The organism is Paraburkholderia sp. RAU2J (genome assembly GCF_003634845.1).
Taxonomy (GTDB): Bacteria; Pseudomonadota; Gammaproteobacteria; order Burkholderiales; family Burkholderiaceae; genus Paraburkholderia; species Paraburkholderia fynbosensis.
The window spans coordinates 2,730,600-2,744,785 of the sequence record NZ_RBXG01000002.1 but is presented as its reverse complement, the minus strand read 5'-3'; the positions used below and the strand labels follow the sequence as shown (position 1 = coordinate 2,744,785).

The 14,186-nt window shown below is 63.4% G+C and carries 13 protein-coding genes; 7 read left to right on the top strand and 6 right to left on the bottom strand.

Annotated features, from left to right (window positions below; translation table 11 throughout):
• Nucleotides 1-79: 79 nt before the first annotated feature.
• Nucleotides 80-247: a hypothetical protein gene (locus B0G69_RS41140; protein WP_158608996.1), complete on the bottom strand. Its 168-nt coding sequence runs from the start codon at nucleotides 245-247 to the stop codon at nucleotides 80-82.
• A 28-nt stretch (nucleotides 248-275) separates the two neighbouring features.
• Entirely contained in the window at nucleotides 276-530 is a 255-nt protein-coding gene (locus B0G69_RS29830) for a hypothetical protein (RefSeq protein WP_121323492.1), read from the bottom strand.
• An 869-nt stretch (nucleotides 531-1,399) separates the two neighbouring features.
• On the opposite strand from B0G69_RS29830, the gene B0G69_RS29820 reads away from it, so the two are divergent.
• Nucleotides 1,400-1,831: a response regulator gene (locus B0G69_RS29820; protein WP_199731375.1), complete on the top strand. Its 432-nt coding sequence runs from the start codon at nucleotides 1,400-1,402 to the stop codon at nucleotides 1,829-1,831.
• Nucleotides 1,832-1,852: 21 nt separating this feature from the next.
• On the opposite strand, the gene B0G69_RS29815 is transcribed toward B0G69_RS29820, so the two are convergent.
• Nucleotides 1,853-2,182, bottom strand: a complete 330-nt coding sequence (locus tag B0G69_RS29815) for a helix-turn-helix domain-containing protein (protein ID WP_121323490.1) — start codon at nucleotides 2,180-2,182, stop codon at nucleotides 1,853-1,855.
• 87 nt (nucleotides 2,183-2,269) lie between these two features.
• Here B0G69_RS29815 and B0G69_RS29810 point away from each other — a divergent pair, with 87 nt between their 5' ends.
• On the top strand, nucleotides 2,270-3,370 hold the full coding sequence (locus tag B0G69_RS29810) for an NADH:flavin oxidoreductase/NADH oxidase (RefSeq protein ID WP_121323489.1): 1,101 nt from the start codon (nucleotides 2,270-2,272) through the stop codon (nucleotides 3,368-3,370).
• Nucleotides 3,371-3,546: 176 nt separating this feature from the next.
• Nucleotides 3,547-4,224, top strand: a complete 678-nt coding sequence (locus tag B0G69_RS29805) for a dihydrofolate reductase family protein (RefSeq protein WP_121323488.1) — start codon at nucleotides 3,547-3,549, stop codon at nucleotides 4,222-4,224.
• A 95-nt stretch (nucleotides 4,225-4,319) separates the two neighbouring features.
• On the opposite strand, the gene B0G69_RS29800 is transcribed toward B0G69_RS29805, so the two are convergent.
• Both B0G69_RS29800 and B0G69_RS29795 read right to left on the bottom strand, forming a co-directional pair.
• On the bottom strand, nucleotides 4,320-5,087 hold the full coding sequence (locus B0G69_RS29800; protein ID WP_121323959.1) for a DUF4410 domain-containing protein: 768 nt from the start codon (nucleotides 5,085-5,087) through the stop codon (nucleotides 4,320-4,322).
• 636 nt (nucleotides 5,088-5,723) lie between these two features.
• The gene (locus tag B0G69_RS29795; protein ID WP_121323487.1) at nucleotides 5,724-6,182 is read right to left on the bottom strand and encodes a hypothetical protein; all 459 of its coding nucleotides are present in this window, start codon (nucleotides 6,180-6,182) and stop codon (nucleotides 5,724-5,726) included.
• A gap of 368 nt (nucleotides 6,183-6,550) precedes the next feature.
• On the opposite strand from B0G69_RS29795, the gene B0G69_RS29790 reads away from it, so the two are divergent.
• The 3 genes from B0G69_RS29790 (at nucleotide 6,551) to B0G69_RS29780 (ending at nucleotide 9,284) form a co-directional block, all read left to right on the top strand.
• A complete protein-coding gene (locus B0G69_RS29790) occupies nucleotides 6,551-6,976 on the top strand; it encodes a phasin family protein (protein ID WP_121323486.1) in 426 nt (141 codons plus the stop codon).
• Nucleotides 6,977-7,545: 569 nt separating this feature from the next.
• Nucleotides 7,546-7,995, top strand: coding sequence for a DUF2844 domain-containing protein (locus tag B0G69_RS29785; RefSeq protein WP_121323485.1), 450 nt, complete (start codon nucleotides 7,546-7,548; stop codon nucleotides 7,993-7,995).
• An 11-nt stretch (nucleotides 7,996-8,006) separates the two neighbouring features.
• Nucleotides 8,007-9,284, top strand: a complete 1,278-nt coding sequence (locus tag B0G69_RS29780; RefSeq protein WP_121323484.1) for a DUF3443 domain-containing protein — start codon at nucleotides 8,007-8,009, stop codon at nucleotides 9,282-9,284.
• On the opposite strand, the gene B0G69_RS29775 is transcribed toward B0G69_RS29780, so the two are convergent.
• Nucleotides 9,278-10,351, bottom strand: coding sequence for a putative zinc-binding metallopeptidase (locus tag B0G69_RS29775; protein WP_121323483.1), 1,074 nt, complete (start codon nucleotides 10,349-10,351; stop codon nucleotides 9,278-9,280). The genes B0G69_RS29780 and B0G69_RS29775 overlap by 7 nt on opposite strands.
• Before the next feature lie 330 nt (nucleotides 10,352-10,681).
• Between B0G69_RS29775 and B0G69_RS29770 the strand changes: the two genes are divergently transcribed.
• Nucleotides 10,682-14,173 (top strand): transglutaminase family protein, encoded by a 3,492-nt coding sequence (locus B0G69_RS29770; RefSeq protein ID WP_121323482.1) that lies wholly within the window; start codon nucleotides 10,682-10,684, stop codon nucleotides 14,171-14,173.
• Nucleotides 14,174-14,186: the final 13 nt, after the last annotated feature.

Genomic DNA, 14,186 nt, shown 5'->3' with positions numbered 1-14,186 from the left:
ACACGCGGCGCGCGGCCGAAGGGCGATACTCGAAACGCCTCTATTCGCCGCGGCGTGGCGACGGTGCATCGACATACACTCACGCCGCCATGCCCGATGTGAGCACGACGCAGTCGCGCCGATAGGCGGCGACTTCGTAATCGTCCGCGTATTGCAATTCTGCGGGCGTGACGGCGAAGACCGTGCCGCTCACCTTATCGCTCGGATTGCCGCTATAGGACACAGAGGCCGCGCCTGCACAGTTCATTCTGCATTGCGCGGGCCAGATTTATTCCCTACTCGACGATACCGATCAGATTGTCGATGTCTTCCTGAATGCGCATCTGTGCTTCGCGCACGGCGGCATCAGGGGTATTGGCAACGAGTGGCAACATCAATCCCGAACCCTTGAATTCAGCTTGATAGTGCACCCATGCGGCATATGAACAAACGCCGGAATCCTTTTGCACGAGATTGACCGTGATGTCATAGGTGCGTTGCTTGCCGTGCCGGCGCTTATATTGAAAGCGGCTTAATACAGGTTTGTACATGGCGTCCCCCTTTGCCTGCGCTTTAGTTATTAACTGTTTCGTCCACGTGCGACGATTTGCCGAATGGGCAACGAGGCATCGGCATGCCGTCCACAAAAGCACTTGCACAGCGTACCGCAAATTCATAGGCGCACGCGGGACTTGCGAACTGCCCGAGATCCTCTAGGGACGTGGATTCGCCGTCTTCTTTCAGAATGCAGGCGCGGGCGACGAACGTGTGGCCGTATCTGACACTCGACGCCTGAATCGCCGCGCCACGGTGATATAGAACCATGCGTGCCCTCCAATCTCAAATCTAAGAAAGTCCAGTGTAATGTTGTCAAATATCATTTGGTAACTGTTACCTTTCTCCATCGGGCGCTTAAGTATGACGAGAAGAATGTAGACATGGACAACGTTTGCGCGAGCTACATGTTCAATAAATCGAGCGAATAAAACAATTGCAACTCAGCGAGAAAAATCGCAGCGTCACATTTCGTCAATATGGCTTCCTGTGTTGAAAGCCCACCCGTCCCTCAGGCTATTGCCGGTTCTACCAGTCGCCGTTTTTTAATTACCGGTTAGATGCTGCCTTTTGCGTCCGGCAGCACGCCCTGCCTTGGGCAAATGATCCGCTTTTGCAGCAGTAGTGACGATGATTCGCCTGATTTGGCCAAGACGTTTGGATTTTGGAAGACAACGTGAAGGAGGTTGGTGAATCGTAAAGTTGGGAGACGTGTGCTCGTAAGATCGGCCGAAGGGCGAACTCAGGCGACGGCGCGGTTCGAGTGCCCGGCCCAGGCGCGTTAGGAACATCACCGCCCGATGCCGCCCGCCGTCTTGGTACACGGTTTGCTGGGGTTTGATGTTTTTTTCGCACGTTGCCCTACATGTCTCGAACCCCGTCTAGTTGCCAAAGGTGGAGCGCCCGCGAAATCCGGGTATTGCACGAAGTGCCGCGCGTCCTCGTCGTCGATGACAATGCCGGCGCGGCCGAAGCGCTCGCCACCTATCTCTCCTACGAAGGCGTGGAAGCCCGTGCCGCCCTCAGTTGCGCGGATGCGCTGCGTTGCGTGCGGGACTGGGTGCCGGACGTCGTCGTGCTCGACATCATGATGCCCGAGCGTGACGGCTACGAAACGGCGAGCGCCTTGCGCAGCTATCTGCCGACGCAAAGTCTCGGCATCGTTGCGTTCACGTCACTCGACGAGGATCACATCAAGGAAACTGGCAGGGCACGTCACAATTTCGACGGCTATTGTCAAAAAGGCACGGCGCCGACGGCTTTGCTTGCGCTGATGCGCAGGCTCTGGCGCGAATAGGGCGGGTTGCGGCGGCTGCGCTCAAGCCGGTTCCCTTGCCGCCGGTTCCGCAATGATCTGCCGAACAATCGCCTCCATCAAACCCGGAAACCGAGCGTCCAGTTCCGCTCTGCGCAGCGAATTCTGATGCACGGTGCCGGCCACGCGCGTGCGTACCAGCCCCGCCTCACGGAGGATCCGGAAATGATGGGATACGCTCGACTTCGGCCGGCCGCCGTCGAGTTCGCCACAGGTGGCTTCGTCCACGTTGGACAGCCGCCGGACGATTTCGAGGCGAACCGGGTCGCTCAGAGCATGAAACAGCCGCCCGAGGGTGAAGTCCTCGGCGGCAGGGTGGGTATAAGTGCGCATTCTGCAAATAGTAGAGGTTTCTGCGATACTCCGTAGTTCGATGTTTGTCGAACTATCGTACAAGCCTATTTAGTGGAGTTTAGCTTGATGTCCGCATTGTTTCAGCCCTACAAGCTCAAGGACGTGTCCTTGCGCAACCGAATCGCCATCCCGCCGATGTGCCAGTACACCGCCGAAGACGGCCTGATCAACGATTGGCACCGCGTGCACCTCGCCGGTCTGGCGCGCGGCGGCGCGGGGCTGGTGATCGTCGAGGCGACGGCGGTGTCGCCGGAAGGCCGTATCACGCCGGGCTGCGCCGGCATCTGGAACGACGAGCAGGGGGAGGCTTTCGCGCCGGTGGTGGCGTCGATCAAGGCGGCCGGTTCGGTGCCGGGCATCCAGATCGGTCACGCGGGCCGCAAAGCCAGCGCGAACCGTCCGTGGGAGGGCGACGACCACATCGCCGCCGACGACAGCCGCGGCTGGCAGACCATCGCGCCATCGGCGATTGCGTTCGGCGCGCATCTGCCGAAAGTGCCGCAAGCGATGACGCTCGACGACATCGCGCGGGTCCGCGAAGACTTCGTCGCTGCCGCGAAGCGCGCCCGCGACGCGGGCTTCGAATGGCTCGAACTGCACTTCGCGCACGGCTATCTCGGCCAGAGCTTCTTCTCGACGCATTCGAATCAACGCGACGACGCGTACGGCGGCAGCCTGGAAAACCGCAGCCGCTTCCTGCTGGAAACGCTGGCCGCCGTGCGCAAGGTCTGGCCTGAGCATCTGCCGTTGACCGCGCGTTTCGGCGTGATCGAATACGACGGCCGCGACGAGCAAACGCTCGCGGAGTCGATCGAACTCGCGAAAAATTTCAAGCGTGAAGGGCTCGACATGCTGAGCGTCAGCGTGGGTTTCTCCACGCCGACAGCGGCGGTTCCCTGGGCGCCCGCGTTTCTCGCGCCGATCGCGGAGCGCGTGCGCCGCGAGGGCGGCATTCCGGTTTCGTCGGCATGGGGAATCGATACGCCGGAACTGGCGGACCGCTCGATTGCGAACCAACAGCTCGACCTGGTGATGGTCGGCCGCGCGCACCTGGCCGATCCGCACTGGCCGTATCATGCGGCGCGCAAGCTCGGCATCGAGCGCGCGTCGTGGACGCTGCCCGCGCCGTACGCGCATTGGCTCGAGCGTTACGCGGTCGCGTCGTGAGCGTTTGAACTGAAGCCGGTGGTGCCGATGAGCGCCGTTTGCCCGCTGTTGAATGCTGCGGGTGAACGGCGCTTTTTTGCGCCATGCGGGTTTGACCTTCGACTCGCGCCATGCGCGGCGCGCGGAACAGCCCTTGCTGGTCCCTCCACTCATCGACCACCAGGGAGGTTCGCCCTATGAAACCTTACATCGTCGCTCACATGATGTCGTCGCTGGACGGCCGCAGTCTCACGGATGGCTGGCATCTCGACTTCGCCAGCGACCTCTACGAGACCGCCGCCGCCAGCTTCGAAGCCGACGGCTGGATCTGCGGGCGCGTGACCATGCAGGAAATCTCGCACGGCGCCGATTATCCGAAAGGTCTCGCGAAGAGCGCGCTGCCTCGCACGGATCATTTCGTCGAACGCAACGCGGCGCAATACGCGATCTCGATCGATCCGCAAGGACGTGTCGCATGGAAGAGCAACACGGCGCTCAAGTCGCATGTGATCGAGGTACTGACCGAAGAGGTCGCCGACGACTACCTCGCCTACCTGCAATCGATCGGCGTGTCGTACGTGTTCGGCGGCAAGCGCGGGATCGATCTCGACCAGGTGGTGCAGACCCTGGCGCGCGAACTCGGCGTGAAGAAGCTGATTGTCGAAGGCGGTTCGCATGTGAGCGGGGCGTTCGTGAACGCCGGTCTGGTCGACGAAGTCAGCGTGCTGATTCTGCCGCTGGTGGATGGCCGCAGCGAGCACCCTTCTTCATTCGAAGTCCCGATGGACAAGTGGCGGGCGCCCGCGTATCTGAAGCTGACGTCGGTAGAAAAAGCGGAGCACGACGCGGTATGGCTGCGCTATACGAAGGCATGAATGACAAGGCGCGGCAGGGTGGCGTTTTGCGCCACGCTGCCGCGCTGCGTCTTTGCCTGTCCCCAGTGCTGCCGCTGGGATTGAATGGCGAGTCGTCAGCTCTTCGTATGTTGCGTCGACATCCACCCGCCGCTCACACCAATCTGTGTGATCTGTTTCACCACCGCATCGGCGAGTCGCTTCGCATCCGCTGACACGCCAGCCCGTTTGGTTTCGGATACCGCATGCAAACCGCCACCCAGTGCCGCTGTGGTCGCGATGCTGCCGGCCACCGCGCCCACGCCGGCGGTTTCGGCGACGCCCGGCGCCTTGCCGCTGTCCGCATCGGCATCGAAGCGCTGTACCAGGCGCGGCGCGCCGCCCGCTGGTTTGTACAGAATCCGCACCGTGCTGCTCACCTGACTCTTGCCTGCACCAAGGCCGATCATCGTGCGACGCAGGCGACTGCCCGAGTCGATCGTATCGAAGCTGCCTTGCACGAGCAGCACGTTCTGGTCGGCCGGGGCGGGGGCATCCGAGCGAACCGCGTGCAGACCCATCGACTGCAGTTGTTGCACGATTTCGCTGGCAACCTGCTCACGCACTGCGTCCGCATCGGCGACCTGCTTCTGTGCATCGGACGAACCGCTGAGGTGCGTCTTCAGTTTCTGCAGCATGCCGCTGTCGAGCTTGACCTGATCCGGATCAGCGTCGAAGGTGTACACGTAAATCGTGTCCGGCCGCACCTGCGGCTGCGCGCTCGCTTCGCTTATGTTTCTGACGCCGCTGCCGGCGCAACCGCTCAGCAACGCGGTGCAGCAGACCATCGCCACGCAGACCAGACGGGTGGCGTTCTTTTTGAGGAAATTTACTGAAGTCAACATGTTCATCCTGTCGTCGGCACGCGGTGCCGGTAGCTTCGAACGTATCAGCCGATGATCGGGCAACCGTAGGATCGTTGATCATCGGCGAGACGTATTCGCACGTGAAACACCCTTGATCTCATGCGTCCTTGTTTCGTACGCACCGGCAGCGAACGAAGTATGGGCGAGTCGCCTGCCGAACTCCATTCAGCAATTATTTCGAGCGATGTCACGCAAAAAACCGGGCACGCGCGCGGTGCCGATGCGGTGTCGCAGCGGCGTGGGACCGAGGCGGGAGGCACGCTAATGTGCCGGGAACAGCGTCATTCGCGCGCAATGTGAAATCGTGAAATGGCGCGGGACGTACCGCGAGAATCGGGCATCAGTTCAGCGCAAGCTTGATGATGCAACACAGGACCAACACAAGGAGGATGGCCGCCACTACCAGATTCATCGGGTATCGCATTCTTCACCATGCGCGAGCGTTTCAGTGCTCCTATCCTAATCACCTGATGGAAGATGAAAAGCGACACTGACGCGCGAGTGTGGCGCAGCTAACGTTGCATGCCAGATGAGCGCATGGCGGACCGGCGGGAGCTCTTCCAGGCGAGCGGCGAGTCGCGGCGTCGCGTATGAAAGGCTCCCGCTACCGCCGAATTACTGCGCCTGCAGCGGCATCCCCGGCGCACCGTGCGGTGCCTTGCTCGCCGCGGCGAGATCCTCCGCCAAACTGGTGCGCAACGTCGCAATCTCCTGCTCGGGATTCGCGGGCTTCAACTGCTCGCGAGCCAGCGAATCGTAGATGTAATACCGCAGCATTGGGTCCTGCGTTTTGCCGAGCACCTCGTGATACACCGCGACGATCTCACCCGGATGGCCGCTCAGCGCATACAGACGGCGCAACTGTTCCAGATCGTTGATCACCGCAAAGCCGGGGCCCCTCGGACCCATCATCGGAACCATCGCGCCATGCGAAGGTGGACCGTCGCCGCGCTGCGCTTCGCCGTGCATCTGGGCGGATGAGGGTGAGGGCGGGGGCGCTTCCTGGGCGAGCGCCGCTGCCGCGGACACGGTCAGAACGACGGCCACCGCCGTGCTGAAAATGGCTTTTTTCATGATGTCGCTCCCATTGAGTCAGAGCCGGCGCCACAGTGCGCCGGTGTAGAAGCAACGATAGTCGACATGCCGTTTCGTAGGGTTACTGAAGCCGTCATGTAACTTACCTAGCCTTGCATGCGCCGCGATGCAGGCCGGTCGAAATCGACAAAGCGGAGAAGAACTGGCCGTGAGCCAGGGTGAGTGTCGGCTGGCGCAATGTGGCCGGATGGCGCATGATTGATCCCGATGCGCCGTCCGACCCCAGATCCGGCAAGCTTCAGCGGATCGTGGGTCGCGCGGCACACGTGCCTGTCGGTGCGCGCGTCGGTGCAACATGCCGCGCTTGCACTGCTGGCGAGTACTCAAACCATTAAGGAGGATTTCGAATGGACCGACCTGACGCCGCCAATCCATTTGGCGATTTCACCAAAATGCTGGAGCAGTTCAAGCTCCCCGGCTTCGACGTCCCCGCCATCATGGAAGCGCGACGCAAAGACATGGAGGCTCTGGTTCAGGCGAATCAGACGGCCTTCCAGGGAATGCAATCGCTCGCGCAGAAGCAGGCCGACATGTTGCGCACGACCCTGACCGAGTTGCAGTCGCTGACGGGTCAGCTGTCGGCGGGCGGCGCAGCGCCTTCCACGAAAACCGCCGAGCTGATCCAGCAGAGTCTGCACAAGTCGCTCGCCGATATGCAGCAACTCGCGCAAGCCGCGTATCAGACGCAAGCCGAGTCGTATGCGGTCATCGCAAAACGCGTAGAAGAGAATGTGCAGGAACTGAAGTCGCTCCTGCAGCAGCAGAAAAAATAGCGGGCGCTGTCGCGTCGAATCATCTGATTCGAGCGCGATGCATCCCGTCGATTGAACAGAGACCGTGAATGGCCGCCGCGCCATTCGCGGTTTTTTTGCAGCCGCTTTTCTTCACGGGAATATGCCTCGCACGCCGTTTCTCGTCAGAGGAAAGCGGCATTCAAGGCCGGCTTTTTCAGCGGGCATTTACATCGAACTGTTCGATGCGGCATGCGTGAACATTTCTCTAATGGACGCCGATTCTTGGTTGCCCATGTTCGCGTTAAACAGGACGCAATGTAAAAATGACCGTAGGAGCGCCGTCTCACGGCGGTCGTGTGTTTAACGATCAAGGGGCGCCGAACGGTATCCCGAGCGCTAAAGGTGTAAATCGCCACGCAAACGATTGCCGCCGCGCGCCGTCATTGCTCAAGTTTCGTCCCGTCGCTCCGTAGACGCATTCACGCAGCCCGACAGGTGCGAAGGCGACAGTGGCACCACCGGTCGGAAGTGCGTCCCTTGTTTCACGTTCGTGAGCGGCGAGTGCCGGGTCACGAGCGTTTCACCTCGAAGGAAATCTCGTGAAACCAATGCTGCACACCCGCATTGCCCGCGCAGTGCTTGGGGCGAGCTGCGCGCTGTCGTTTGCCGCGCACGCCACGCTCGGGCAGAACGTCAGCACTGTCGACAGCGATCAGACACAGCTGCGCGCGATCGCTCACGCGGCCACCACGCAGAGCGGCTATTCCGTTCATCTCCTGACGATGCCGTCGGGCACGCAGGTGCGCGAGTACGTCGGGCGCAACGGCATCGTGTTCGGCATCGCGTGGGAGGGCCCGACGCTGCCCGATCTGAAGTCGATGCTGGGCGGCTCGTTCGACGCGTACGTCGCCGCCACCGCGACCCGGCGCGGCACGCCGCTCGCGGTGTCGAACAGCGACCTGGTGATTTACTCCGGCGGCCATCTGCGCGCGTTCTCGGGTCATGCGTATCTGCCGCGGGCGGTGCCCGCGGGCGTCGACGTCGGCGTCATTCAATAACGGAGCGGATCATGCGTCACATGTCTCCGTGGATGACCCTGTTGTGCGCGGCGCTGCTCGCGTTGCTCGTCACCGCGTGCGGCGGCGGAGGCGGCGGCTCCGGCGGCCCGAGCACGACGGCCAATTCCAGCAGCTCGACCGGCGGTGCAGCCGGTCCCACCGTGACCAATACCTCGCCCGCGCCGCAAGTGCTCGCCGCGAACGCGGTGCGCGTGACGGTCGACTCCGGCGTGAGCAACGTGCCCAACATGCCGTTCGTCAGCATCACGCTGTGCGCGCCGGGTACGAGCGAATGTCAGACCATCGATCACGTGCTGGTCGACACCGGCTCGTGGGGCGTACGGGTGTTCGCCTCGCAACTGCCCGCGTCGATGAACCTGCCGCAGCAGAAGGACGCGTCGGGCAATCTGGTCGCCGAATGCATGCAGTTCTTCGACGGCTACACGTGGGGCTCGGTGCGGCTCGCCGACCTGCAGATTGCCGGCGAAAAAGCCGCTTCGCTGCCGATCCAGGTGATCGACCCGAACTACCCGACGTTGCCCGCCGACTGCGCGAGCCTCGGCGCCTCGCGCAACACGCCGGGCACCTTGCAGGCCAACGGGATTCTCGGCATCGGCGTGTTCAGGCACGACTGCGGCGCGAACTGCGTGACGCAGGCGCTGGCCGGCACGTACTACGCTTGCCAGGGCCTGCCCTGTACGTCGATTCCGCTTGCCGAAGAATTTCAGGTCGCCAATCCGGTGCCGTACTTTGCGACCGACAACAACGGTTCGATGCTGAGCCTGCCGACGGTCTCCGGCGGTGCGGCGTCGGTGTCCGGGCAACTGGTGTTCGGCATCGGCACGCAGGCCAACAATGCGCTCGGCAGTGCGCAGGTGATCGGCGTGAGTCCGTCGAACGGCACGTTCACGACGGTGCAAAACGGCACCACGTATTCGCACAGCATTCTGGACAGCGGCTCGACCGGGCTCTTCTTCCAGACCGGCGCGATGGCGGCTTGCCCGAGTCCGAATAGCGCGTACTACTGCCCGGCGTCGACCCAGCAGTTGAGTGCGCTGATCGAGGGCGCAAACGGCACGACGAGCGCGGTGAGCTTCAGCGTGGGCAATGCCGCGTCGATCGCGCAGACGTATGCCGGCGATTCGGCGTTGCCTTTGCTGGCGGGACCCGCTTTCGTGACGTCGACGATTTTCGACTGGGGGCTGCCGTTCTTCTATGGCCGCAATGTATACGCGGCCGTTGAACAGCAGGCGACGCCGGGCGGCACCGGGCCGTATGTCGCCTATTGAGCGGCTTTGTCGCCCGCGTGCGCAATCACGCGATGCACGAAGCGCAGCTTGTCCACCACCGGCGCGGCCAGCGTGAACGGATAGCCGTCGGCCATGCCGAGACTGCGGTTCAGGCTGTTCAACGCATAGGTGAGCGGAAACCAGCGCTTCATCAGATTCTCGAAGCTGGCGTCCTCGACTGGCGTGCGGTCGGTGAGGGTCGGCTCGCTCGGGTCGTCGGGCAGGAGCGCGAGGCCGTACGACGTCGACGTGTCCAGCACGTCGACAATCAGCAGATAGTGCGCCCACGTCTCCGCCCAATCTTCCCACGGGTGCATCGTCGCATACGCGCTGATGTACGACGCCTGCCAGTCGGGCGGCGCGCCGTCGCGATAGTACGCGTCCAGCGCCTCGCCATAGTCGGCGCGCTCGTCGCCGAACAGCTTGCGGTACGGTTTGAGCCAGCGCGGGTCGTTCTGCACGAACTGATCGAAGTAATAGTGCCCGGTCTCATGACGGAAATGGCCGAGCAGCGTGCGATACGGTTCGCCCATCGCGGTGCGCACTTTTTCGCGGTGAGCGTCGTCGGCCTCGGCGATGTTCAGCGTGATGAGCCCGTTGTCGTGACCGGTCATCACGCGCGCGCCGTCGCCGCCGTCTTCGAGGAATTCGAATGCGAGACCATGTTCGGGGTCTGCCTGACGCGACTTCACCTCGATGCCGAGTTCGGCCAGCGTATAAAGTAGACGGCGCTTGGCCATCTCCAGGCGATACCAGTAGAGCCGGTTGTCCGGTGCGCTTAGATTGGGGATCGTGAGGGTCAACTGGCAAGCGCGGCACAAGGTGTCGGGCGAGTCGGCGGGAATCATCCAGTTGCAGACATTTTCGACCGCATAGTTGTGGCACTGGCGAAACAGCGCACCGTCCGCGCCCGGATGCAGGCTGCGCCAGCGTCCGTCGCCGGCGTCTTCAAATGCGCTGATCTCCGCCAGGTCCGGCACATAGCCGAGCAAGGACTCGCAACGTTCGCAGCGAACGTTCTCGAAGAAGACGAGGTGCGAGCAGTGATTGCAATGGAAGGTTTTCATCGGGCAAGCCTGGGTGAGGGTGGCAGTCGTGAGCGAAGTCGTGCCGCAATCTTCATGCCGCAATTGCCAGACGTCACCGGTTTAACGCACATTACGTGCATGATCGTGCATGGGCGCTGCGCCGCTTTGGTGCGTGGCCTGGCGAGAAGCGGCCAAGCTCTGTGGTTCGTTGGTCCGGACGCCCGGCCAGTACGGCAAAGTTCGCAGCAGCCGATGCGCCGGGCAATGCTGAAGCAGTACACGCGGTTCACAACGCTTGTCGCGCTCGTTCTATCAACGGCATGAAGCTTGCTTTTTGGCGGGCTGCCATCCTTCGTCCAGGAGTCCGGTGTGTCCATACGCGTCGCGTTGCATCACGTCACACATTACCGCTACGACAGGCTGGTTTCGCTGTCGCCCCAGGTCGTGCGGCTCAGGCCTGCGCCGCATTGCCGGACCCCGATCCTCGCCTATTCGATGCGGGTCGAACCGACCGAACACTTTATCAACTGGCAGCAGGACGCGTTCGCCAACTATCAGGCACGGCTCGTCTTTCCGGAGAAGACGCGCGAATTCAAGGTGACCGTGGATCTGGTCGCCGAGATGGCCGTCTATAACCCGTTCGACTTCTTTCTCGAACCGTCCGCCGAGCAGTTCCCGTTTGCTTACGAGCCCGGCCTTGCGCTCGAACTCGCGCCGTATCTGATCAGGCGCCCGATGACGCCGCGCTTCGCCGAATTCGTTGCAAGTATCGACCGCACGCCTACCGGCACCGCCGACTTCCTCGTCGCGTTGAATCAGCGGCTGCAACGCGAGATCCGCTACCTGATCCGGATGGAGCCGGGCGTGCAGACGCCCGAGGAAACGCTCGTGAGCGCCGCGGGCTCGTGCCGCGATTCGGGCTGGCTGCTGGTGGAGACCCTGCGGCAACTGGGACTGGCGGCGCGCTTCGTGTCCGGCTACCTGCTGCAGCTCGCGCCCGACGTCAAATCCATCGACGGCCCGAGCGGCACCGAAGTCGACTTCACCGACCTGCATGCGTGGTGCGAGGTGTATCTGCCGGGCGCGGGCTGGATCGGCTTCGATCCGACCTCGGGCCTGCTCGCGGGCGAAGGGCATATTCCGGTCGCCTGCACGCCCGAGCCGGGGAGCGCTGCGCCGATCTCGGGCGCGGTGGATGAATCCGAAGTCGAGTTCGATCACACGATGTCGATCGAACGGGTGCTGGAGACGCCGCGCGTGACGAAGCCGTATAGCGAAGCGGTGTGGCGCGACGTGCTGAAGATGGGCGAGCAGGTCGATCAGCAGCTCGCCGACATGGATGTGCGGCTGACGATGGGCGGCGAGCCGACCTTTGTGTCGGTGCGCGACCGTGACGCCGCCGAATGGAACACCGACGCGCTCGGCCCGACCAAGCGCGGCTATGCGGTCGCGTTGATGGACAAGCTGCGCGCGCGTTATGGCGCGGACGGCTTCCTGCATATCGGCCAGGGCAAGTGGTATCCGGGCGAGCAGTTGCCGCGCTGGGCGATGTCACTCTACTGGCGCGCCGACGGCGAACCCTGCTGGCAAAACCCGGCGCTGTTCGCCGACGAACGCGAGCCCGGCCGCTACACCGCGGGCGACGCGCAACGCTTTCTCGCGCATCTCGCGGGCAAGCTGTCGCTCGACACGGACTGCATCCAGCCCGGTTTCGAAGACGTCTGGTACTACCTGTGGCGCGAGCGCCGCTTGCCGGTCAACGTCGATCCGTTCGATGCCCGCCTCGATGATGAACTGGAGCGGGTGCGCTTGCGTCGCGTGTTCGATGCGGGCTTGAGCGGCGCGACCGGTTACGTGCTGCCGCTCGCCCGCGAGCGCGACGTGCCGAACGAAGCGCCGAAGTGGGTCAGCGGCCGCTGGTTCTTCCGCGACGACCGCATGTATCTGATTCCCGGCGATTCGCCGATGGGCTACCGGCTGCCGCTCGACTCGCTGCCGTGGGTGTCGAAGACCGACTATCCGTATCAGCACGCGCACGATCCGTTCGCGCCGCCGGTGCCGTTGCGTTCGTCCGCGCAATTGCGCATGCAGTACGACAACGAACAACGCGACGCGAGCCAGGCGCCGACTCTTGTCGAGAAGCGAGGCGCGGCTGCCTTGTCGCTGTCGGCGGCCGATCTGCTGAGCGGCATGGCGGGCAGCGGCGTGCTCGCCTACGCGCGCCAGCCGGGCGACGCGCCGGCGCCGGCGCCGGCGCGCGGGCAGTCGTCGAAGGAAACGCTGCGCACGGCGATCTGCGTCGAGGCGCGCGACCCCAAACGCGCGGCCGGTCCGAAAGTCGAAGCGGATGCGTTCGGCAGCGGCCGCTCGCTGCTGCATGTGTTCATGCCGCCGCTCACCGAACTCGACGATTATCTCGACCTGCTCGCCGCCATCGAAGCGACGGCCGCCGAGTTGAAGATGCAGGTCGTGCTCGAAGGCTATCCGCCGCCACGCGACGCGCGCCTGAAGATGCTGCAGGTGACGCCCGACCCCGGCGTGATCGAAGTGAACATTCATCCGGCCGCGAACTGGGAGCAACTGGTCGATCACACCGAGTATCTGTACGAGTCGGCGGCGCAGAGCTATCTTAGCAGCGAGAAGTTCATGACCGACGGGCGCCACACCGGCACCGGCGGCGGCAATCACCTCGTGCTCGGCGGCGCGACGCCCGCCGATAGTCCGTTCCTGCGCCGGCCCGATCTGCTCGCGAGTCTGATCGCGTACTGGCACAACCATCCATCGCTGTCGTATCTGTTCTCGGGGCTCTTCATCGGGCCGACCAGCCAGGCGCCGCGCATCGACGAAGCGCGCAACGACCAGGTCTACGAACTCGAAGTTGCGTTGCGCGAGTTGCAGCGGCAGATCGACCTGCTCGGCGGCCGCGACAGCGCGAACCTGCCCGCGTGGATGATCGACCGCTCGTTACGCAACATTCTGATCGACGTGACCGGCAACACGCATCGCGCCGAGTTCTGCATCGACAAGCTCTATTCGCCCGACGGCCCCACTGGACGCCTCGGCCTGCTCGAATTGCGCGGTTTCGAAATGCCGCCGCACGCGCGCATGAGTCTCGTGCAGCAGTTGCTGCTGCGCGCGCTGGTGGCGCGTTTCTGGCGTGAGCCGTACACGCAGCGGCTCACGCGCTGGGGCACCGAGCTGCACGACCGCTTCCTGCTCGGCAGCTTCGTGAAGATGGATTTCGACGACGTGCTCGATGAGTTGAACCGTGCCGGTTTCGCGTTCGACAGCAGCTGGTTCGCGCCGCACTTCGAGTTCCGCTTCCCGCTGGTCGGCGAGACCACGGTGAGCGGCGTCGCGCTGACGATCCGCAGCGCGCTCGAACCCTGGCATGTGATGGGCGAGGAGGGTTCGGCGGGCGGCACGGTGCGTTACGTGGATTCGTCAGTGGAGCGGCTCGAAGTGCGCGCGCTCGGTCTGAACGGCAACCGCCATGTGCTGACCGTCAACGGTGTGCCGGTGCCCTTGCAGCCGACTGGCCGCGTCAGCGAATACGTGGCCGGTGTGCGCTTTCGCGCCTGGTCGCAGCCGTCGGCGCTGCATCCGACCATCGGCGTGGACGCGCCGCTCACTTTCGATCTGGTCGACACCTGGACCGGCCGCTCGGTGGGCGGATGCCAGTATCATGTCGCTCATCCGGGCGGGCGCAACTATCAGACCTTCCCGGTCAACGCCTATGAGGCGGAAAGCCGGCGGCGCGCGCGCTTCTTCGCGTCGGGCCATACGCCGGGGCCGCTCACGGTCGACCTGCCGCAGCGCAGTCTCGAGTTTCCGTTCACGCTCGATCTGCGCTACTGGTAAAACCGCACATACT